The organism is Shewanella sp. 1CM18E, from assembly GCF_023161665.1.
GTDB lineage: Bacteria > Pseudomonadota > Gammaproteobacteria > Enterobacterales > Shewanellaceae > Shewanella.
Window position 1 is genome coordinate 17,282 of the sequence record NZ_JALNTW010000011.1, and the last position, 23,004, is coordinate 40,285.

The 23,004-nt window shown below is 44.1% G+C and carries 20 protein-coding genes; all 20 read right to left on the reverse strand.

The window, feature by feature from the left end; genetic code table 11:
• Window positions 1-60: 60 nt before the first annotated feature.
• Window positions 61-1,035, reverse strand: coding sequence for a ribose ABC transporter permease (rbsC, locus tag MSG37_RS14425; RefSeq protein ID WP_248471353.1), 975 nt, complete (start codon window positions 1,033-1,035; stop codon window positions 61-63).
• The gene (gene rbsA, locus MSG37_RS14430) at window positions 1,032-2,537 is read right to left on the reverse strand and encodes a ribose ABC transporter ATP-binding protein RbsA (RefSeq protein WP_248471354.1); all 1,506 of its coding nucleotides are present in this window, start codon (window positions 2,535-2,537) and stop codon (window positions 1,032-1,034) included. The genes rbsC and rbsA overlap by 4 nt, the downstream gene beginning before the upstream one ends.
• A gap of 17 nt (window positions 2,538-2,554) precedes the next feature.
• Entirely contained in the window at window positions 2,555-2,974 is a 420-nt protein-coding gene (gene rbsD / locus MSG37_RS14435) for a D-ribose pyranase (protein WP_248471355.1), read from the reverse strand.
• Between the two features lie 394 nt (window positions 2,975-3,368).
• A complete protein-coding gene (locus MSG37_RS14440) occupies window positions 3,369-4,652 on the reverse strand; it encodes a winged helix-turn-helix domain-containing protein (RefSeq protein WP_248471356.1) in 1,284 nt (427 codons plus the stop codon).
• A gap of 271 nt (window positions 4,653-4,923) precedes the next feature.
• Window positions 4,924-5,751, reverse strand: a complete 828-nt coding sequence (locus MSG37_RS14445) for an ABC transporter permease subunit (protein WP_248471357.1) — start codon at window positions 5,749-5,751, stop codon at window positions 4,924-4,926.
• Between the two features lie 4 nt (window positions 5,752-5,755).
• Window positions 5,756-6,664 carry an ABC transporter ATP-binding protein gene (locus tag MSG37_RS14450; RefSeq protein ID WP_248471358.1) on the reverse strand — a complete coding sequence of 303 codons (909 nt, stop codon included), beginning with the start codon at window positions 6,662-6,664 and terminating at the stop codon, window positions 5,756-5,758.
• An 84-nt stretch (window positions 6,665-6,748) separates the two neighbouring features.
• Window positions 6,749-8,068 (reverse strand): nitrous oxide reductase family maturation protein NosD, encoded by a 1,320-nt coding sequence (gene nosD, locus MSG37_RS14455; protein WP_248471359.1) that lies wholly within the window; start codon window positions 8,066-8,068, stop codon window positions 6,749-6,751.
• A gap of 47 nt (window positions 8,069-8,115) precedes the next feature.
• Entirely contained in the window at window positions 8,116-8,604 is a 489-nt protein-coding gene (locus MSG37_RS14460; protein ID WP_248471360.1) for a nitrous oxide reductase accessory protein NosL, read from the reverse strand.
• Between the two features lie 174 nt (window positions 8,605-8,778).
• The gene (gene nrfD, locus MSG37_RS14465; RefSeq protein ID WP_248471361.1) at window positions 8,779-9,726 is read right to left on the reverse strand and encodes an NrfD/PsrC family molybdoenzyme membrane anchor subunit; all 948 of its coding nucleotides are present in this window, start codon (window positions 9,724-9,726) and stop codon (window positions 8,779-8,781) included.
• A 2-nt stretch (window positions 9,727-9,728) separates the two neighbouring features.
• Window positions 9,729-10,439, reverse strand: coding sequence for a 4Fe-4S dicluster domain-containing protein (locus MSG37_RS14470; protein ID WP_028767714.1), 711 nt, complete (start codon window positions 10,437-10,439; stop codon window positions 9,729-9,731).
• A 62-nt stretch (window positions 10,440-10,501) separates the two neighbouring features.
• Entirely contained in the window at window positions 10,502-11,215 is a 714-nt protein-coding gene (locus tag MSG37_RS14475; protein WP_248471362.1) for a nitrite reductase, read from the reverse strand.
• A 74-nt stretch (window positions 11,216-11,289) separates the two neighbouring features.
• The gene (locus MSG37_RS14480; protein ID WP_248471363.1) at window positions 11,290-12,075 is read right to left on the reverse strand and encodes an FKBP-type peptidyl-prolyl cis-trans isomerase; all 786 of its coding nucleotides are present in this window, start codon (window positions 12,073-12,075) and stop codon (window positions 11,290-11,292) included.
• 60 nt (window positions 12,076-12,135) lie between these two features.
• Window positions 12,136-12,564 carry a rhodanese-like domain-containing protein gene (locus MSG37_RS14485; RefSeq protein ID WP_248471364.1) on the reverse strand — a complete coding sequence of 143 codons (429 nt, stop codon included), beginning with the start codon at window positions 12,562-12,564 and terminating at the stop codon, window positions 12,136-12,138.
• Window positions 12,565-12,636: 72 nt separating this feature from the next.
• Window positions 12,637-14,667 carry a cytochrome c3 family protein gene (locus tag MSG37_RS14490; protein ID WP_248471365.1) on the reverse strand — a complete coding sequence of 677 codons (2,031 nt, stop codon included), beginning with the start codon at window positions 14,665-14,667 and terminating at the stop codon, window positions 12,637-12,639.
• 764 nt (window positions 14,668-15,431) lie between these two features.
• Complete coding sequence (locus MSG37_RS14495; protein WP_248471366.1) at window positions 15,432-18,311, reverse strand: hypothetical protein; 2,880 nt, start codon at window positions 18,309-18,311, stop codon at window positions 15,432-15,434.
• 347 nt (window positions 18,312-18,658) lie between these two features.
• On the reverse strand, window positions 18,659-20,245 hold the full coding sequence (locus tag MSG37_RS14500; protein WP_248471367.1) for a hypothetical protein: 1,587 nt from the start codon (window positions 20,243-20,245) through the stop codon (window positions 18,659-18,661).
• Window positions 20,246-20,458: 213 nt separating this feature from the next.
• Window positions 20,459-20,635, reverse strand: a complete 177-nt coding sequence (locus MSG37_RS14505; RefSeq protein ID WP_248471368.1) for a DUF6435 family protein — start codon at window positions 20,633-20,635, stop codon at window positions 20,459-20,461.
• A 158-nt stretch (window positions 20,636-20,793) separates the two neighbouring features.
• A complete protein-coding gene (locus MSG37_RS14510) occupies window positions 20,794-21,351 on the reverse strand; it encodes a DUF1629 domain-containing protein (RefSeq protein ID WP_248471369.1) in 558 nt (185 codons plus the stop codon).
• A gap of 132 nt (window positions 21,352-21,483) precedes the next feature.
• Window positions 21,484-21,861: a VOC family protein gene (locus MSG37_RS14515; protein ID WP_248471370.1), complete on the reverse strand. Its 378-nt coding sequence runs from the start codon at window positions 21,859-21,861 to the stop codon at window positions 21,484-21,486.
• A 717-nt stretch (window positions 21,862-22,578) separates the two neighbouring features.
• Window positions 22,579-22,884 carry a hypothetical protein gene (locus MSG37_RS14520; RefSeq protein WP_248471371.1) on the reverse strand — a complete coding sequence of 102 codons (306 nt, stop codon included), beginning with the start codon at window positions 22,882-22,884 and terminating at the stop codon, window positions 22,579-22,581.
• Window positions 22,885-23,004: the final 120 nt, after the last annotated feature.

The following is a 23,004-nucleotide window of genomic DNA, read 5'->3' on the forward strand; positions in this document are numbered from 1 at the left end:
AACCTTTTCAATTCGGGAAATACAACAAGGCAGCACGCTACGCGTACTGCCTATATCGAGTTATGCTTTTTGTTTGGTGTCGATTAACACTGCTAGCAAAATCACGCTCGCTTTAGCAATCATCTGGTAATACGACGACACATCCAGCAGGTTTAACGCGTTATTCAAAAAGCCAATAATCAGAGCGCCAATTAAGGTGCCGACAATCCGGCCTTTACCGCCCATCAAACTGGTGCCGCCAAGCACTACCGCCGCAATGGCGTCTAGCTCGTAGCCCATACCCGCTGTTGGCTGCGCCGATGACAAACGCGCAGTAACGATAATGCCAGCTAGCGCTGCCATTGAGCCACAAATGGCATAAGCAGCAATCTTCACTTTGTCTACTGCAATACCCGATAAACGCGCCGCTGATTCATTACCACCGACCGCGTAAATGTAACGGCCAAAACGAGTGTGATTAAGCAGATACCAAGCGCCAATAAACACCATTGCCATTAACCATACTGGCACAGGAATCCCCAGCACATAGCCTGTACCTAGCCAAGTAAAGCTGTCTGCGGTGTCACTAAAACCGGTTGCTACCGGGCGGCCGTCGGTATACACCATCGTCACGCCGCGCAGCAGTGTCATGGTCACTAACGTGGCAATAAATGCCTGCACCTTGCCTTTGGCCACGATAATACCGCTGATCGAGCCAAGCGCAGCACCAGCAATTAACGCTACCGGCAAAGCCACCACAACCGGCACATCCATACCGATTAAAGTCGCTACAATTGCGCCGCTTAACGCTAAAACAGAACCAACGCTTAAGTCGATGCCCGCGGTTAAAATGACAATCGTCATACCCACGGCGATAATGGCGTTGATGGATGTCTGACGCAAAATATTAAGTAAGTTATCGACCGTTAAAAAGTTTGGGCTCAGCAAAGACACCACAAAAATAAGGCTAAACAAGGCGATGAGAGACTTGTTCTCAATCAACCACGCTTTATTGATGCGCTTATAAAATGGCTGCGCTGTAATTGACTGGCTCATGCAATATCCTTGTGTAATGTTTTACCAACGGCGCAGGCAAGAATGGTTTCTTGATCTGCCTCTAGCGCATCAAACTCGCCACTGATTTGGCCTTGATGCATAACTAAAATACGGTCTGACATGCCAAGCAATTCAGGCATATCTGATGACACCAAAATAATGCTCATACCTTGAGCTTTAAAACGGTTGATTAGGTCGTAAATCTCTTTCTTTGCGCCCACATCGACACCGCGAGTCGGCTCATCAAGAATAAGTACTTGTGGCAAGGTCATTAACCCTTTGGCAATGGCCACCTTTTGCTGGTTACCACCAGACAAGTTACCAATGCGCGCATCACGGCTCGGGGTTTTGATATTGAAAGCTTCGATGAACTTTTCAACTTCGCTTACTTCATCGTTATGGCGCAGTTGCACACCGCGACTTAACTTAGCAAGCGCGCTAATAGACATGTTTTCTTTAACTGACAGCTCCAGCAATAAACCATCGCCTTTGCGATCTTCAGAGATATAAGCAATACCTGCTGCGAGTGCTTGCTGAGGATTATTAAGATTGACGCTTTGACCATTTAGCTCAACTTGCCCTTGAGCTTTTGCTGCTGCGCCAAAGATAATTTTCATCAGCTCGGTACGCCCTGCGCCCATAAGCCCAGAGAAGCCTAAAATCTCACCTTGATTGAGGTTAAAGCTAACGTCATCAACCCCCGGACCCGATAGGTTATTCACCGCCAAGCGGCAACCTTTGTGGGTAATGGCTATACGCGGGTATTGGTCTGCCAGTTTACGGCCAACCATGCGCTCAATCAGCTGATCTTCATCAATCTCGCTGACCATGCACTCGTCAACAAAGCTGCCGTCACGCAATACTGTAACCGCATCACAAATGGTAAAGATCTCTTGCATGCGATGAGAGATATAAACAATGCCGCAGCCTTGATCGCGCAGCTCATTGATAACACTAAACAGTGACTGAGTTTCAACATCCGTTAACGCGTCTGTTGGCTCATCCATAATGATAACTTTTGAGTCAAACGAGATAGCCTTGGCGATTTCTACCATTTGCTGCTCGCCTAAACTCAAACTGCCAACCAAAGTTGTAGGCGCGTGGGAAATTTTAAGACGGTTAAGCAGTGCCGCCGCCTTTGCATTCATTTCATCCCATAAAATGCGCCCAAAGCGTGAGGTCATTTCACGACCTAAAAAGATATTCTCTGCGATGGTCAGCTCAGGCAGTAAGTTAAGCTCCTGATGAATAATACTAATACCAGCAGCTTGCGAATCACGAGGGCCGTTAAAGCTGCGCGTTTCACCTTGGTAAACAATCCGTCCTGCATCTAATGAGTAAATACCGGTAAGCACCTTCATTAAGGTTGACTTACCTGCACCGTTTTCTCCCATGAGTGCCATTACTTGGCCGGGATAAACATTCAGGCTAGCTTTATCTAGGGCTTTAACCCCGGGGAAAGCTTTTTCAATGGCTTGTAACTGCAAAATAGCTTCGGTCATAACAGACTCCGCGACGCTTAAAATACAACACCGGTTTTAAAAATAACGTTGGCGTAAGGCGTACATTCGCCTGTGCGGATCACCGCGCGGCTGTTATGAGTACGCTGTTTAAACGCTTCATGAGAGATGTACTCAATACTGAATGTGCGACCGGTTGCTTGCTGCTCGGCATCAATTTCTGCCAGCAATGCTTGATGGCATTCAGGGCTCACCTTAGCGAACTCCTCTGCCACTATAACGCCTTCAATTTGCGACGATGCTAGCCACACTTTCACTGTTGCAATAAAGCTAGGTACGCCATGAGTCAGGGCTAAATCAATACGCTTAACCTCTGCAGGGATCGGTAAACCAGCGTCACAAATAGTAACTTCATCGGTATGACCCAACGTTGCCGCAAGGTAGTTCATATCAGCATTGATTAAAGCGTGCTTATTCATCTAAAGACCCAAAGTATTGACGTCATGCCCTGTAACTTGCCCATTAACAGAAAACCTTGAGCTAAAACATTACAGAGCTAAAATTTATAGAACGAGCTATCGAAACGTTTCGATAACACGAGGCAAGACTAATCGAAACGTTTCGATCATGCATGATGATCAGTATTTAATTGTGATCTAACTAACAAAAACAGTTGCGGATGCTGGGGAAGAAAAGAATTTTTGAAAAGAAGTACCTAGTTCCTAGAGCGCTTCGCTGCAAGAACGAGCTACGCCCTGCTAGGAACAGCAAAAGCCAAAGCAGCACCTTTGCTGCTTATTCACTTTTGCTTTAACCGAGTTTGACGGCATAAATGCCGACCTATAATGACATGTTAGCTTTAGCCTGCACTTATTAAAGCTTAACCTTATCGTACTCATACCAAGCCACTAGATTACCTAAGATAGGTACAATCCAAACTGCAGTATCAGCATCTTTGTATATGCGATAAAAGTACAGGTCGCTATCAATAATTTCATGTTTACGAATCTCGCGATAAAAGTGCATCGCCGACGAGCTCACTTGCTCAGGCTTCATTAGCTCTTTTTGCAACACTTTAACGTGGAATACATCCACATCAAGATCATCTATCTTTTCCTGATACTGGGTAAAGTCACCCTTGATCTTGTATTTGATTGGCGTGGTTTCACACTCTTCATCGGTCACACACGCAGCAGAGTAAAACTTACCAGTGTTCTCACCATCATAAATTAACGACAAACTGATATCAGAGCGCACCAGCATATTGTCTTTAACCGGATAATAAACATCGGCATGGTAATGATGCTCGATAAAGCCACTGGTACCCGGCTCATCATGAGGAATGATCACCCGGTTATAACGAATGCGTTGTTCCATTCTGCGGGTTAAATCGGTGAAGGTTTGCATATTCAAACCCGCAGGCGTTAAATCAATGGCTGTGATATTGATTAAGCCATTCCCGGAACATTTTTGTTTATCCGCTTCAGGACAAACCGCCATCGAGTAATAGTTACCGTCTGTCACCGCAAAACCATTAAACTTATTCAAATTAGCTAAATGGTTAGATTCTGGCGCTAAATGCTTTTGCCACATAGAGGCATGCAAATGGCTAACATCATCTTTATGGATCAGTTGAATATCTTGTTTGGTACCACCAATGTTAATCGGAATGTGTTTATTGGCATCCCAGCTATTTTTCGCTTTGACTACGCCGTGGTAGTCGCTGAAATACCAAAAAGATAAACCGATTAAGGTCGCAATAATAATGCCGCTAAGTTTGACCAGTAACGACACATCCACCAGCGCGGCACGTACCGATTCGGCATCGTTAACCGCAAGCATTTTAATGTGGGAGCGAGTAGAAACGTTAAGCTGATAACCGCGACCGGCTATGGTGCGCAACATGACTTCTGGGTAGGGTTCGAGCTTCTTTCTTAGCGTACTAACACATTGAGTTAGTGATGTAGCCGCAACGACGCGATCGGGCCAACCTGCCGCCAGCAGATCTTCTTTAGAGCAAACCGCACTGAGCGCCAAAATCAGTTGATGTAAAACCGCAGACTCAGAGACTGTCAGTGTGATGGTTTTATTATTGGCATGATCGACTAATTGCTTAGCCTCTTCATCTAACTCCAAATAAGGAGTAACTTTCAGCACCTTTAGCTCCCTCTAAATTATCTTCAAATCGATGATTAACAAAACTTAACCTCAGTTTACTAAAATAATTTATTAAAAACGTGATTTTGTCCTGAAATCAAATCAGCCATTTAAAATCTGTACGTTAGTGCTCACATATCTTACATTTTTATAGTTTAAAAAAGCTCAAATCAAACTTAAAACTGTAAAAAGAACATATAAAATAGCTTTTAAATCAACAACCAAACGCTAAACAGCTAACTCAATTAATCCAAAAATAATCGGGTATTAATTATAAGGTTCTGCGTTTAAATATCTGACTAGCAATAAACACTAAAACGCTAATCCACAACAACATGACTGCATAAAGTGCCAGCTTGCCCCACGCTACTGCAGAGAACATAGCTAAACTGCCCTTAGTTGATTCCATACCTATTAAATTAATCGCGCGGTAGAGATCCGTCGGATTTAGCGCAATTAAGACATTGATAATATATTGATTAAAAAAGGCCAAGTCTGCAACTAATATCGTTAGCAATATCAAGTCGTAAATAAGCACAAACACAAACCAAACAAACAAAATACTGGCAACAGCCTTGGCTTTTTCAGTCGACTTTAAACTAACGATATAACCCAATAAAATGAAAGCAATGGCCAACATAATGCTACTCAGAATGAATTGACCAAACTGGCTCAATAGCACCTGTGGCTCATATTGCCCACCAACTGCCAATAACAAAATTGCGGTTAAGCCAAATGCAAAACCAATGGTGACGATCATGATTAGGCTATGGCCCAATAACTTCCCCATTAAAATCTGCCAGCGGCTAATAGGGTAAGACAGCAACAGCAACAAAGTGCCGGACTCATCCTCACCAACAAACGCGTCATAACTCACCAGCATGGCAGCGAGCGGAATAATAAACACCGAGATAGTTGATAGGCTTGAGATCAATGCGTCCAGTGTCGGTAACGATAAGCTGCCCGCCACAGCACTGCCCGCAAAGGTGACACTCAAAGACAAGATTAGGAAGATTAACGAAATAAATAACACCCAGCGGTTACGCAGGCTATCTTGGATCTCTTTTTTCGCAATCACACACACAGGAGATATCCGCATAGCCTTAACTTACCTCATCAAGTTGAGCGCATTGGCCCATGTAAAAATGATAGATCTCAGCTAAAGCAGGCTCTTTAAGACTAAAATCAAATACCTGACACTCGCCAGTTAATAACTTAACCACCTCAGACTTAGACTGCTTATCTACCAATAAACCATCGCCCTGCAGTAACGCAGCTAACTGAGGCTCCAGTGCAATCGCCTCTGTTAATTGCGGCGAGGTTAAGCGAGTTTTTAAGCCGCTCGCAAGACGTAAGTCCGCCAACGTGCCCGATGCCAGCGCTTGGCCTTTAGCTAAAATCAACGCAATGTCGATGTTGTTTTCAATCAATGAAAGCTCATGGGTACACACAATAACGCCACAGCCTTGCTGTTTAAGCTCATCAATCTTGCTATACATAAATTGCGAAGCCACTGGGTCTAAGCCCACAGTTGGCTCGTCGAGCAGCAATAGCTCAGGGCGGCACAATATCGCTTGGGCAAAACCCAGGCGTTGCTTCATACCTTTAGAGTAAGTTTTTAAGGCTCGGTCTTGGGCGTACTCTAAACCAAACTCTTCCAAGAGCTGTGCAACTCGAACCTTGCCAATCCCCTTAAGGGCTGCAAAATAATTTAAAATCTCTTTGCCGGTTAACTTGTCGTAAAAACTGACGTTTTCAGGCAAATAGCCAATTTTAAGTTCGGCGCGATTTTTTACTGCTGTGAGCTGTTTACCCAGCACACTCACATTACCGCTACTTGGGTTAATCAGGCCTAACAGAATTTTAATCAGCGTAGATTTACCTGCACCATTATGGCCTAGCAATGCCATAGTTTGGCCACGCATAACATCAAAACTAACATCTTTTAAAGCGACGAAATCAGCGAACTGATGATGTATATGGCTGGCAGAAACAGCTAAACAAGAATTCATTTACTCTCCAAACTGATTACTTTTGTAAGCAATCGCTACACTGTGCACCGCAAAATAATCGGCGTTGATTAATCAAGAAAAAGATTAATCAAGAAAAGCCGGGTTGCTATTAAGTAATGGATAACTGTCGATAATGCCGCTAGCAGCGCTTATTTCAAATTGGCGCTGGACCCAACGTAATACCACCACAATAGGGCTATCCATTAAGAAATTCGCTTCAGGATAAAGCCAAAATAACTTATCGATATTGTCATTCGGTTGGTATGCACTGTTACCTACCCCGTCGGCGTTATGATCCCAGCCTAAATAACCGCTCCAGTAGTTACCACGGCCGTTATGACTCCATTCTAAAAGGGCATCGCCGACGTACTTAACCTGGGAGAAATTGTCGATAAACTGGTTTTGATAAACTTGATTGCCCTCGCCACCCATCGCCATATAAAAGCCGATGTCACAATAGGCAAAGTGATTGTTAATAATAGTATTATTTCGAGCGCCATACACAAAGAGCCCTTTGCCTTCTTGGCCCTGGACTTGGTTTTCACTGCGGTTAACAATATGCTCGACGCGATTAGACTCTACAATTGAGTCTTCGGTCATGTTGAGCAAAATACCGAAATCTATGGCGTCCCACACTTGATTACGATGCAGGTAAACCCGCTTGGCATTCATCACAGCGTAACCGCCATCAACTTGATAACTCTGGTTATTAAACCCTTCGTCATCAGAGGTGTACATATAATGGATACCGTACTGCTGATCGAATAAACGATTGCCGTACACGCGGCTGTGGCTGCTTGATTCGAGGTAAACGCCGTCGCGTACTTGAGAAATGGTATTGCCGTATATTTCAGAGCCTTTAACGCGCATTAGATGAATGCCGTCGCCGCGATCTAAGGTGTATAAGCTGTTATTGCCTATAATCACGTTGTCATGGATAGTAATGTTTTGCAGCTCGTCAGCACGAATACCAAAGCCGTCACCGCGAAAGTGGTTGTTATGAATAACAACGCCATCATTACCCGGCTCAACCAATACTCCCGCATCACGCTCGTAATGATCGTTGCCCCAATTTTCAATTTTAAGCCCGGCAATTTCGACATTGGCGGCAAATACCTGAATGGCACTGCCTACGCCATTGGCATCAATAATACTGTCGCCGCGACTGGAAAGAATAATAGATTGGTGGATTTGCAGCGGACCTTGATAGCGCCCAGCAGCCAAAGCGATTCGGTCGCCCGCTTTAGCTTTAGTTAAGGCCTGAGTCAGTTCTTCAGTATTTTCAACGTCTATGATCTCGGCTTGGCACATCGTGCCAAAACCAAGCGACAGAGTCAGCAATGCCAAGCGCAATAAGCTAACTCTGCTCGCGGGTTGGAAACTAGATAAGGTTAATTTACTCATCTGCTTTGATACGCTCCACACCTCACTTTATATAAAGTGAAACGCCACTACTCTCCAGCAAGTAGTTCAATAGTAATTTGATCATAAGTCAGTACTGCACCGCCAAACTCGGTAGCAAACTGGGTTGCGCCATCTTGAGTTGCAAACGAAGCGACAGCTGGGCCCATAACTGCTTTTTTACTGGTGCCATAAACATACCAAGCCGAGGCTGCATCAATAAAGCTCTTATCATCAGGATGTTCCCAATCTGTAACCGACATATCATGCACCTTTAAATGCGTGATCTGACGCTTATTCTCAGGTTGCAGCGCAAAATTAAACATATCTCGCGTAGAGCAGAACTTTGGCACTATGGTTTCACCCTTCAAGCCTAACTGGCCTTTGGGTCCCGGGTATTTAGTGATCATCATGCCGCATAAATGACAGCGGTCGTGGTCGTGAATAGGTTGCGCTTCGGTCGATTGCGACGCTGCATCACCTTGGCTACAAGCATACATAAGCGGAATAAATAACAAGGTGAGTAGTAATTTTTTCATAGCGAACCCAACTGGAAAGAATACGAATTTAAAGAGGCACTCACTGCCTTGCCAGCTAGTGTGGCAAGGCGTGAGCTTAGTTGCTTAGCCGTCAGTTCAACTCCTAATACTGGCCTTGCAGGGACGGGGTATTAGGAGCGAATATCTTGCTAGCTTTGCGATATAACCTGCTGGTTAAACTGCAAAGATTTGGCCTGCGTAAAGGATAAACATACGTAAGCACATCATGCCTGCCACGGCACAAACACCTGATAGGTAGAAGGCTTTAGCGCTGTGGCTAAAGGTTTTACCTGTGGCAAAGTTAAGCAGTAATGGACCACCAAAACCGATACCCACAACACCAAACCAGAACACCGCAGCCCACTCACCAGTATGGAAAGCTTCGAATGCACCTTGTGCACCAGCGTTGCCTGTCATTAGCGAAGTCACAATCATGAAAATAAATAGCATTTCAGCAATCATAATTGGCCACTCAGCGCCATGAAGGATCTTCATATCTTGGCTATGTAGGTCTTCTTTAAACATCGATACTGCAACCATTTTGGCTGCTGCAGCACCTGCTGAAATACCAGAAGCAATAAATAGCGCCGGTAATACAGAGGTATTGATGATAGGAAAACGTACCAAAGCAGAGATAAGGAAACCGGTATAAGCACACACAGCTAAAGCCAGTACTAATACGGTTACTTCACATGGACGACGGATACCTTGTAGCTTTTCAACTACTGGCACTAATACTTTCAGTGCTGGGATCTCGCGGATCTCTTCTTCGAATGCGAATAGGCAGATTAACGCTACTAACGGGATATAAACCGATAGCGCGATAACACCAATCGACATCACTGAATTTAGGTTGTAGTAAACCAAAATTCGCCAGAAGAATAGCGGGTTAGTTAAGTCTAAAACCAGACACAACATACCTAAGCTAATCGTCACAAATGAGATTAATGCTGCAGCTTTATAAAATGGCGTGTTGGTTGTCTGCTTCTTGTAGAATCGCAAGAATAACGCAGTGGCTAGCGCACCACCGGAAATACCCGCAAAGAACAAGTACACAGCAATCGGCCAAGGCCAAGCAAGTCCCTCAGACAGACCCATTGTAAATTCAATATTGCCGTCCATATCTATACTCCTAGCTTAACAATAGGTATGTAACGTAAGCTTGGCTCAGTACCAAACCCTGGCTTAATACGCACAGAATCTTTTACTCGTAGTAGCTTACTGATATAGGATGTCGGGTCGTTAATATCACCAAAAATCAGTGCATCGTAACGGCACTTCTGTACACAAGCAGGTAGCTCACCAATGGCAAGTTTGCTGTTTAGGCAGAAGTCACAGTTGTCGGCGACATCAGTTTCTTTATTGATAAAACGTGCGTCATAAGGACAAGCTGCAATACAGTACTTACAACCTGCACACTTAGCCGCGTCCATAGTAACAATGCCGGTCTTCTCATCTCTATGCGCCGCGCCTGTAGGGCAAACGGTAACACAAGGGGCATTCTTACATTGCTGACATGAGACACGGACAAACTTACGTTCACAACCACATTCAGTGGTTTTACCGCAGTGTGGACAAGGCTGCCCTTCTAACCCACCTGAGTGCTGCTCCATAAGCAGTCTCGACTTACCTGCTGGTAAGTTGTTGGCTAGATTACATGCCTCTTTACACTCGCCGCAGCCAGTACATTTATTTTGATCAAACACCATCGCATAATGGGGCTTGTTTGCATCTGACTCACCCTCTTTGACGGAACTGCACCCTAGGGGCGCTATTATCAAAGAGCTGGCTCCTAAGCACTTAAGGAACCTCCGTCTCTCTATATTTTCACTCACAGCATCCTCCAGCTGTCAGCTATTTAGCTGACATATTTATACTTATTAGGTTTTACGTGACTTTACTCAGATGCAGCCACTGAACGATTAGCTAATTTTTGCTCTGCTCGTAAAATTGCATTATTAATTGCAGCTCGATTAATGTTGGGCTTGTCGCTTTCGAGTAGTTTCAGCCATTGCTCGATGGCTTTTTCAAACTCGCCATTAAGGTAAGCGTGGGTAGCAAGTAATAGACGAGATTGCGGTTCGTATTGGTCAAGCGCTAGGGCTCTAGCGATAACCAAATCAATGTCTAAACTCATCTGTCTCTGATCGCGGTAGTACATGGCATTGGCTTTCATGCCAAGTACGCTTGCACTGTCGCCAGAAAGGCTGAGTAGTTCATCAAGTGTTTGCACCGACTCGCTATATAGGCCGCCATCCACGTAGGATTGAGCCAGATTTAATAATGCAATTTCATTGCTAGGTTGCTCGCTGACTTTCTTAGCGTTTTTATTGATTTCTGCGGTGATCAGATAATCAATATTGCTGTCTACTACTCCTTTGTTCCAGCCATCGAAATGGCCTAGTTGTGAGTAAATCATTAGCGTCGTTGTAAAGAGCACTACAGATAGCACCATAGGTACCTTAGCGTTGACGGAGTGCTCATTTAATCCGTCGTCACTAGACTTAACTATCGGGGTTACACCATGTTTTTGACTAGAGTGATGATGACGCCAAATAAAGGTGATAACTGCACATAAGGTGACAGCAATGCCGATAGCTAAACTATTCATAGTGACTCTCTACAAACGAAACTAACTCAAACAAAAACTTAAAATCTTTTCTATGTATCAGTTAAGCGCAGCGACTAGTGACCGCCGCCCATCATGCCGCCCATGCCCATACCGCTTAGGCCCATGCCATGAGCGTTTTCACCTGGTGCTTCAACTTTTACTAGTTCAACTTCAAATACCAACGTTGAGCTTGGTGGAATGATGCCAACTTGCTTGTCGCCATAGGCAAGGGCCGCAGGAATAGCGAACTTGTAAGTTGAGCCTTCGTTCATCAACGGAATGCCTTCTTGCCAGCCTTCAATCACACTCATTAGTGCAAAGCGGTTTGGCTCGTTACGCTTATGAGAGTCGTCAAACTCTGTGCCGTCGATTAAGAAACCTTTGTAGTGCACAGTGACCACATCTTGTGGGTTAGGCTTACGGCCTTCACCTTCGCTAATCACTTGGTATTGCAGGCCAGACTCAGTCTCTTTTACGCCATCTTTCTTTTTGTTTTCAGCTAGGTATTCATTGCCAGCAGTAACGTTTGCTAAGGCGATCTTAGCTTCAGCTGCTTCACGAGCAGTGTTGAGTTGCTCTGCACGCTGGTTGAGGTAAGTCAGAATTTCTTCATCTGAAAACTGTGGGTTGTTTTTAAGTGCATCCACCACGCCTTCAATAACAAGGTTTACATCCACTTCAGCACCAAGCTCTGTTTGGCTATAGATTTGGCCTGAGATGTATTTACCTAAAGAAGCACCGATACTGTATGACTCTTTCTGTACGTCAGAAGTTAAATCGGTTGCGGCCATTGAATTGGCAGACATAAACAGGGTGAAACCTGTCACAACAGCTAGGGTAGTTTTTGTAAATGTTTTCATAATAATTATCTCTTTAAATCAATTCTGTACGAACTAGGTTTATGACCTAACATCCTGCTGTTATGGTTTTTCAGTTACTCGATTCGACAAGCGCCATCCGTAAATTCCATCAGGCATTTGTAAAACGTTGGTGTAACCCATTTTCAACGCCTCATGTGCCGCAATTTCGCTGGCATTACATAGGCGGTTAGCACAATAAAACACCATCACTGCATCTTTCTTAGCTGGCAGTAACTTTTTCCAATCTTTAACGTTGAAGTAAATAGCACCTGGAATGAAACCTTCAGCCCAAAGTTCAAGCGTATTCACATCAAAGAAATAAACCCCTTCCTTGCCGATTAAGGACTCAGCTTCCATCATGCTGATTGTGGTTAGCTGGTGCTCATAGCGATGAGCGGGTGCCATCTCAGAACCACCACCTGCTAGACAGCTAGCAGAACTTGCAATTAACGTCAGGCTTAACAGAATTTGACCCAGTGCTTTTTTCATAATCTTTCTCTTTATTGCCTCGGCAATCATTGCTACGCAATTCATGCCGAGGCGGTTAACTAGTTATGCGGCTTATTTAGCTGCGTAACCTGTTCCATCTAGAATGTTTTGTGCTTGCGTAACATAAGTTAGTGCAGCATCTAGACGCTTCTGGCTATAACGGAAGCCATGCACCCCCCAAGAACCGTCTTTCTTGATTAGTTCAACAGTTTCTGCCGCTTTCTCAGCCAACATAAGTACCTGAGTCTTGTCTTCAGTAGACAGCTTAGTGACTTCTAATAGTTGGTCGATGCGTACAAGAGCTTGTTCAACTTTCGAGAACACTTCTTTAACTGGTGTTTGCATCTTCATTACTTCACCGTAGATCTCTAACTGGTCTTCGTAATGTAGGCCTTTTTCAAGCTCAGACTGGAACTGGCTGTGACAACCTTTGTTCTCAACCACGTCGTGGTCAGAGATAGAGGTACGAGCACAAGACCACATTAAGTCTAAGTAGTTACGACCTTCTTCGTTCTTAGCAACAGTCCAGCCTTTACCAGCCTTAGGACCTTGAGTACGTGGCTCACCTTCTGGTGGGTTTAGTGTCTTCAGTGTTGGATCAACTTGGATCTTCCACATGTGAGACTTACGTACTGCATCGAAACCAGCTTGGTCAGGGAACTGCAGTGCCTTGAAGTTTTCACAGCTACCCATGTTAGGCATGTGACAGCTTTGACAAGTTTGGTTGCTGTGAGTATCAGAGTTTTCAGCAATCAAAGTTTGCGCTTCGTGACAGTCTTTACAGTCTTTCTTCAGCTTTGGAGTAGTGAAACCTGACTGCCAATCACCGTCAGTCACTTCGTGTGGATCGTGACATGTAGTACAACGCATGCCCTTCTCGTAGTGCTCAGAGTTATACATCTGAGAACCTTCAGTACCACATGATGGACATAGTGACTTCATCTTCACACCGAAAGCGTATTCACGCTTTTCTTGTGCTTGAGGCGTGTCAGCAAGTGTTGGGTCGTACTGGAAGCGCTGGTGACAACGTTCACAGTTAGACTGCATACCGCCAGTACCGCCATCTAAGTGACCACCCGCGCCATGACACTCTTCACAAGCGATACCACGAGAAATCGTGTGCTCTTGTAGCTTCTTAGGGTCACCTAACGCATCGAAGAACTCTTGCTTGTTTTGGAAGTCAAACTTGAACGTATGACAAACTTCACAGTAAGAACTTGCAGGTTGGAACAACATCTCTTTTTCGTACTTAGCACCGTATGAACTCATACCTTGCTGGTGCGAACCTGAACCACCGAAACCCGCTAAGGTTGTTGGGAATTCTGGGATAACGTCGTTAATTTTCTTAGACATTTCTGGGGTTAACCATTCAGCCCAACCACGAGAGAACTGGTTAGCACCCGCTACCATTTTACCGGTACCGTCGCGTAACAAACCGTCTCTGATGTGGTAAGTACCACGTACTAGCCATGCATCGATGAAACCGTATTTAGTACGTGGAGTACCAACAGTTGCATAGATCATGTCTGGGGTAATACCGTCAGGCAAGATTGAAGTGTCTTTAGTGTTATACATGGTCTTTTCAATGTCGTTGTCCACTTCTGGGTGTTCACCAGGGAAACGAATTGTTTTAGCGTGACGCGAACGCTGCCATTTCTCATATTGAGTCGCATGACATTCAGCACACTTTTCAGGACCAACGAAATTGTTTGGATAATCTAAAATTGATTTAGCACCTAAACGGTACTGAACTGCACGAGGCGCACCAACGCGCTCACTGTAGTTAGGGCTATGGCCGGTATCTAAATACTCTTCACCACGGTCACTGATATGGTAATCACCAATCAAGTTACCGGCTTGCTGATATTTAAATACTGGGTGGTTCTCAAATAAATAATCGAATAACTCTTCTTCTTGAACGATATAGTCTTGAAGCGTTTTAACGCCGTTGACTTGTTGCATACCGTTGTATTCAGCTATAGCCCCTTTAGCGGTTTTACCCATTTGAGGAATACTGTCATATTTTCCAGCAGCGTTCGCATTGGCAATGGCACCAAAACAAAACAGCACGCTTAATGCTACCTTGTGTTTCCACCGTCTCATCATTCACTCCTACTTATATTATTTTATTTTTTCACTGTTTTTGCGTGCTTTTATAAGCACACTTTTTTAAAAACTAACCGTTCACCGATTGAGCTAAACAACTGAGCAAGGACTATTCTCCACATAAAAAACACTAAAAATCTGCGCTGCAGCACACTTAAAAAACCATCAGAACCGATTAGATATAAAAAACATATAAGCATTTAAAAACAACGAGATAAGCAGCTACAAAAAGATCTTTTTAGATATAAAAACCATCCTTTTACGTTTTTTTAAGCGCAAAAAATTTACAAAAACAATGGACGAACAACCACGGAGTGATTGCAGTCATTAACGCAAAGCGAGTCGTGCTAAGGGTTTGTGGCGGGCTAACGATTAAGAGATAGAAACAAGAGCATGGCTGACAGCAAAAAGGTAAGTTTGGCGGAGCTTGATAGCTTAGTAATGCTTTAGAAGCTTTCTATGGCGTTTTACAGCGCCTATTTAGATGGTTAAACAGATAAATATCGACAGGTTAAAATCCTCCTCCAAGCCCTATAACCTCTCCCACAGAAAACGCCATAGAAAATCCGGTAGATAGCCTCGTAGACTAGACTCGATTTAACCGAGCTTAGCTAAGGCTCAGACATAAAAAAATCCCCCGAGGTGATTAGCCTGCGGGGGATAAAAGGCTGGAAATTAGGTGGAATAATAGCTAGTTGGTCACTATAGGGTGATAAGAGGATTATCCACAATCCCCTTATTCAAAAGGCTATAAGATTAGTCTATTGGCGATTGGCAAATAACTTATTAGCTAGGCTTTTTACCGCGCTGGAGCAATCCTGTAAAAAGCTATGTGTGGTCGCCTCAGGCAATGATTCAGCCCCTTGGAGCATCTCAAGTAACTGCACTCGCTCATTGGCTGTTAACCAATCTTGCAGATCTGGCAAACGGTTTTCAGCGGCTAACTTACACACAAATTGTTGCTGCTCATAACCCTCATGCACTGCGAAATACACTAATGCAGCCTCAGGTACACCGGCGTTATCAAGCCAATTGAGTGCCCAGCTTTGCTTAGCGATATCGAGCACATCGCGTATATCACTGTCGCCGTGACGCTCATTACCAACTTCTGGGTGATGCCAACGATCGGCCATGGTGATCTCACCCGCTTGCATACGACTAGCCACATAAGCTTCTTCCATCGAAGAACGCCCTAACCAATGTAAACCACGTTTACCCAATTGCGCTAAAAACAGTACTAAACGCTGAGCCATTTCTGGCGGCAACAACCAGACAAAGTCTGCCGGCCCCACCTTACTGCGATACATAGGGTAAGGATTCCAGCCCTGCAACTTTGGTTTATTCAGCGCCTTTGGGCTCAAGCTATCTAAGCCTTCACCGCTAGCAAGGTACGCCATGATTTTGCCATACAGAGTTTGCGCGCTAGCGTCGTCAAAACCTTCTTTCAGCGTATTGAGTAAAGCTTGTTCAAACATAGGCATAATCGGTAACTCAAGCTCAGGGTTGAATGCTTTAAGGTGTTGGAAAAACTCCAATACTTGATCTTCTCGGCAATACTCAAGCGCTTGTAATAAGGCATCGAACTGCTTGAGTTGCTGGCGGCCAATCATAGAAGTATCAGCTGGATCTAAGTCGGCATATTGCATCACCTTTGCAGCGTAACGCTGGGCAAAGCGAGGAGCAGCAGGGCGATAATCGGCAACTTGCTGATCAGCCATTAATGTGAAGGCTTCCAACATAGAGTCTGTTACGCCGAATTGCTGCAATAAATCGAATAACGATGCCTCAGCACCTTGATCATCAATCGCCGCATATAAGCCATAGTTGGCTTTAAATTTAACGATGCGATTAATCGCTCGCTGCGGTGCGATGGCTAACCACAGTTGCCAGTGACGTTTTGCAAGTTGAACAACAGGGCTCGACGGCGTAAGCAGATCTGTGCTCTGGCATTGAGTTAATCGACTAGCGCTTTGCAGCAGCAAGCAGGTTAACATGCAGCGCTGACCTGCATCATGGGTAAACAAGTTCCAGTAGGCTGCTTGTTTAGCACTGATTTCAGGCCCTGACTTACCACCATCTTTTGCCAATCTGCTGCGTACTAGTTCAATCATTTTGACGTCAATATCGGCGGCAAGAGTTTGCTCTAAATCAGGTTCTGTAGCACAAAGCCACTGGCGCAGCGGCTCACTATCTTCATCGGCAACCTTGCAAAACTTAAGCACAAAATCACTCAGCAGCTGGCTTATATGCTGTTCAAACCACTGGCCAATTGCCGTCAGTTCATCATCGCTTGGATCTTGGTGTAGGCGCAGGGCTAAATAAGTACTGCTACCTAAATGCAATGGCATAAATGGCAGCGCATAAATAAGCTCTTGGCCGTCACGATAGCCAAGCTCATTGTTAAGGTGCTCAAGTCGACTTTGGGTGATTAAATCCGTTCTTGGATTTAGGCAGCTAAAGATCTTACGCGCTGTTGCTTCATTCCAAGCAATAGCAGGCAGTTCTTGCTCAGGTTCAATTTCAGGTTCAGGTTCAACTACAAGCTCTGGTTCAACTTCAGGCTCAGGTTTATCTGCATTCTGGTCTTCAATAACTGGAGCGGCAGCTATCTCTGTTGCTTCAAGATCTCTCCAGCTCTTATAACTATCCTCGACTTCGCCACACTGCGATTCAGCAACCGAGAAGTATGTGGACTCATCACGAGTCTCGGTAAGCGTTGCCGCTAAAGCTGTGATTTCATCTTCAACCTTAACGCCACAAATTAGCTGCTGCTTAACTCGGTCATTCCACTCATCAGGCTCATCTTCAAGTTCCCAGCGCTCACATCCCACAGGCCACGCACCCATGCTGCTGTAATACTCAACCAGTAGCTGCGTTACTGAGCTAGGCTCATCTGGCATTTGTAAAATAGGCGTGGATTGCAGCCGCGCTATTAGCTCGCTTTTAAAATAAAGATAGTCATCATGGTGAGATTTCAGATGTGATAACAAGTCTGCTTGCACGGCATCACAGCCCTGCTCTTCAACAAAAGCGTCTTCATAAAAATAACGTCGCACTTCAGCACTATCACAGTAAACATAAGCCTTAATCAAATCTCGCGTCCAGCCATGTTTAGCAACTAAACCACTCAGTAAACAAAGCGGCGCCGTCATGGTTTGCGTATCCCAATACGGCACAAGGAAGCGAGTAAGCATAGAGCTATAAGCTGCATCAGTCTCAATCAGCATATAAATCGCTTCGACACCAAAAGCGTTGTAATCATCTAACCAAAGATCGTTGGAGTCATTGCGGCTACGAGAGAACGCCACCAAAGCCTCAATAGTTTCAACCACTTCTGGCATTAACTCTGGCAAGTTTAACGCCGCGGCAAACACCACGGGTTCAGTAATAAAGGCATGTTGCTCATCAAAGCGGCAAGCGTTAATCGCCTGCTCTACCAAAGCACGATTATCACCGGCATCGTCCAGAGTTAACACTGTGCCATCCGCCTTAACAAACTGCACATTTAGCATCAAATTCATGGTTAAGCGCAGCGCTGAGCCATCTTGTAAGCGCTGACGATACTCAGCAAGTGCTGCGGTAATACTTTGAGGAGATTTAGGATCTACAACGATAGAAACATGCTTATCAAACTGAGCCATACAACATCCTTGGCGGTTGAATAGAATAAGAAAACAAATAGATAAAGCGACCGCAGGTTAGCGCGCCATTAAAATAATTGCGAATAATTCTTATGAAAATGGCTGCCAGTGCATGGTTGAATACTGGCTTAATAGACACTTTGAATGTGGCTCTAGCTAATGCGAGATGAGTTAATACCAATCAGTGTAAAGCCTATACAGGCAAGAGATTGACCGAGTGACAGCATGGATGAATGCTCAGCACTAACAATAACAACTGATTTAACTGCCAACGGAAGAACAATGGAGGGCTAAACAAGCCCTCCCGGTACAGATAAAATGGTGATATAACGCCCTTTAAAACTCGCTTATTCTTGTTGCCAATCGTCTTCCCAGTCATCCTCATACCAGCCTCTGATGTTCTGCACTAAAGGCAAGTTTTCATCAAATACAACAGCTAACTTAGGCAGCAAATCATCTCTAACAAAACTCTCATGATCGGGGTCAATGTAACTGATAAAACGATCAATTAAAGGCAGCTTAGCTTCGTCACCTGTGGACACAAGCGCATAAACAACATGGCATAAGGAACCCGTACAATAATCCCTTTCCCACAAATTGTTTTTTAATCTAGTGGTGTCGAGATAATCGCAATAGGCAGTCACCATCTCCTGCATGACTTCAGCATGTTGTTGCACAGCTTGCTGATAGAAAGCTGTTGGTTCCACTCGATTACCGGCATTGTCAACTAGCGCGAATGAGAACCGATTGCCATAGCGGGCTGAACCAACATCTTTACATAACGCCAGCATTTGTTGCATAGCCTGAGGAATGTCATCAGTTTTAATCAGATGACAACCTGCCAACTGTTCAGCCAATATTGCCTCAGGCAAGTAACTGCGCTTTATGTCTGGATGACTATTCGCAGCTTTGCTTGCAGCAGTAAATGGCTCTGCATGGCCGTTAATATCGAGTAACAGACTTTGATCTTCAAAGGTCAGCAGCAGCTTGTCATCCTGCCAACACATGTCTTTAAGCTCTTTGTAGAGATCAGATAACTCCTCGAAATATTGCTCAGCATCCTCATCAGGGCCTTCCTGCAATACATCAATATCGACTCGAAAATTTTGTAATTGCTCAAAGCTATAGCAGCGTAGCGGTAACTTGCGAATAATCTCGCACTGCTCGATATCAAACAATTCTAACTGCAGTTGAATAGCTGGCTCACCATTATGCTCTGCACTTTGGGCTATCATTGGTGCAGCATCCCAACTCAGCATAACGCCTAGATTGGCAGCGAAATTCAGCGCTGGCATGCACAACTCATTATCAGCGTTACCTACCCCAGGCAGTGCAAGTAAAGACTCTTGCTGCGCCAGCATATCCAGTCGATAAAACTCATGGGGTTTAGGCTTATCCCAGCTGCTATTGGTATTACAGGCATATAACCACAATTGCCCAGCTATAGGCTCTCTCGGACGATAGACATCAAGTTTGTAGCAGTCGATTTGCGGCTCAAACTCTTCATCAGTGTCTAGTTCGCTATCTTCATCTTCTTCGTCATCTTCATTGTTGAGTTCGAACGGCAATCTAAAGTCACTGAGAATAGACAGGTTATTGCAATCTAAGCGAACTAAGGTCGGGAGGTTATAGTCATTCTCGTTATTCATGGTCACCATAATGGTAAAACCACCACTAGAAACAACAGCACCAATACTCACTTCACCCGCCAAGCGCTGAGTGTGGGTCAATGTTTGGCTCGGAATATGAAAACGACTGAACTTGCCGTCCCAATCTCCCAATAGCAGATAATCGCCACGGATCTCTTGCAATATAAGATGGCTATGCTGAGTTTGCAGATACCAGATAACTGTCTCACTACCATCAGGATTACGCTCAATAATCCTTAACCCCGGGCTTGGGTCTCTAACTGACTGTTCTATGTAATAACGCATATTATTCCTTGTCGGGTTTTATCACTAAAACCCTGATTTTTCTGCGGCCAACAACTTGCCCCTGAGACTATAAGGGCTATCTGCCGTTAGATAAAGCTTGTTCAGGACATAATATTGAGCATTAAAACAAGTATTACACTGATAGAAATCAAAAGATTAGAAAAAATCAAAATGCCGTAACAACAAACTGAGTATTTGCTGTCTGCAACTTAACTAATTTGCAGAATGATTAAGGTTGGTTATTTGTTTATCGATTTCACCAGCTTCAGCTGTGAGCAAAGAATAGGTTCTTATATCGCCTTTCCTCTGCGCAAGCATCGCTTGCTCAAGCTTGGCAAAATACTGCTTTTTAAGTTTCTTGGCGGGGTCTCGTTTAAATATTGAAAACACAGCTTATCTCCATTCATTGTCGCATTTAATCGACAGCTTAGATATTGCAGCACTTGCCGATCGCAGCCAATTTTGTACAGTGGCTTGCTATACGCTGAATGAATAAGAATGGATTAACTTAACAGCTAAAATCATTAAGCTACGCTCAAAGATGCAGCTTATCTTGCACCAGCCCAAGCGCTCCAAGCTGTCACAGGAACAAAGTGTACGCCTTGCAGGTTATCTGCGTTTAAAGAGTCGACTATGGATTTGTGCACTACAGTCACAGGACTATGACCAACCTTAAATATCAACCTATCAGTAAGATTGATATTGGCCAGCTCGCTTGATAATAAAAACCGATCAACATTTTTGATATTACCTCTTCTGATGGTCACTTTTGATTTTTTCTCATCAATCAACGAGATAAAATTGATGACTTTTAATAGGTAAAATTTTGCTGATAGCTGTTCAATATTGGCAGGAATAAATTGCACATACGGCAAATCAAGCGGGTGCAGCAGAGCGTACAATTTTTCACTCAATAAAAATTTGGGCGAGTAGTAAACATCGGCTAACGACTTACAGTCGCCTTGAGTTGTTATCCTGTACGCTAAAGTCTCATCAACCGACAGCAACTCTCTTTTATTTTGCACGGTTTCAGTCAACTCATTCACGGCATCAAGCAAGCCAAACTGACAGTCTTCAGTCCAAACGTAATATTCTTCATTAATCATTTAATTATCAGCCAGAGTTCGAGTTATATCGGTAAAGGCAAGTCATTGCGATTGCAGCGATTGGTAATGCAGTTGGCAGCGCCTGAGCAAGATTATAATCAGACTTCGACGCCACTTTTCTAGCAAGCTAAATCAAGATTTCCATGTATCAAAAACCGCCTCAATGTTATGCCCATCAGGATCATGAACAAAACAGGCATAATAGTTTTCGGTATAGTGAGGACGAGGCCCAGGAGCACCGTTATCAGACGCGCCAGCGAGAATAGCGGCGTCATAAAACTCATGCACTTTTTGGTGGTTTTCAACACGAAAAGCCACATGGAAACTGGTTATTGCAGCGGTATTCTTGGCACTACAGATCTCAAATAAAAAGCCCTTACCAAGGTCAAAAGCCCAAAACTTTTCTTTTTCACCAAATGCCAATTTAAAGCCTAATGGCTTAAAAGCTTGCTCATAAAATTGTCGGCTTTTCTCTAAATCACTAACGGCAATAGTAACGTGATCGATCATGTTTTTACTCAAATATATGCTGAGGCAACGCCTCAAAATGCGGCCTATCGGCCGAGGAAAGTCGTAGTGCTTCGCGCTACATTAGTAATGCATCAGGCTGCGCCTGACCAAAGTCATGAGCTTCCAGCTCACACTCGGCCAAGAGGGGATCAACAGCAATCCCCTCTTGGATCCCCCCTGCCGCCCCGACGAAGTTGTTGATCCTCAGTCATTTTCGAAAATCACTATCGCCTCATATTCGCCGTCCATGGCTCACCTAAGGCTATCTCGGCATCCATGCCTCGCTCACGCGATTTATCTTCAATGACCTCGGCAACTCCGATGGGGAAATGATGTTTTCTGTGAGTTTTGCGTGTTGAATTAGCTCAGAATAATTATCTTACTCTGACCCAACTTTTCATAGCCGGAGCACTTAGCAATCTAACGCCACTGTTTAAGCGGTAAGATAGCAGAATTTTGAAATTTTAGATCTCTAGAAGTGAAACGCAGGAGGTGATTAAACTTTGAAAATATAGACTTACTTATTGGCTGTCGGTGCTAAGGGATTTCTATGGCTAGCAAAAGTGTAAATTAAGTTCCCTGACCTAAACCAGCGTGATCTCTCACGCCGCTATTTACTATATAAAGGTATCACTTCCTACAAACCCGGGCTTGTTCAACACTCGGGATAAGGACGCGGCTGCGCGCGGCCTATCCTTATTCGTTATATGCGGGAATTTAAGGGGTCGTATTTATGTCTATATCCGACAACTTAGACTCTATAGCTTCTAGACGTTCCGATAGCATTCCGCTATGGGAAAGTGGATTTGTCCAATCAAACTCATCTTTAATCATGCGAGCAAAAGAATGCTCTTCAGTCCAGTTAAGTTCATTTTTAATCATGCGGGCAAAAGAATATTTGTCAGTCCAATTCAACTCAGTTTTGATTTCTGACAACTCATGTTTTATATCGTCCAACGATTCTAAAACTCTCTCATTAACTTCAACCAAACGCTCCAATAACAGAACAACTTCAGTACTCATCAATTACGTAACCTATACAAATATTTTCGCCAACGATGATATACCTATACTTATAAATGAAAGATGATATAGCTCAATCAATAGTGGTTAACGGCTTATTAAACAGCAGCTGCGATAACA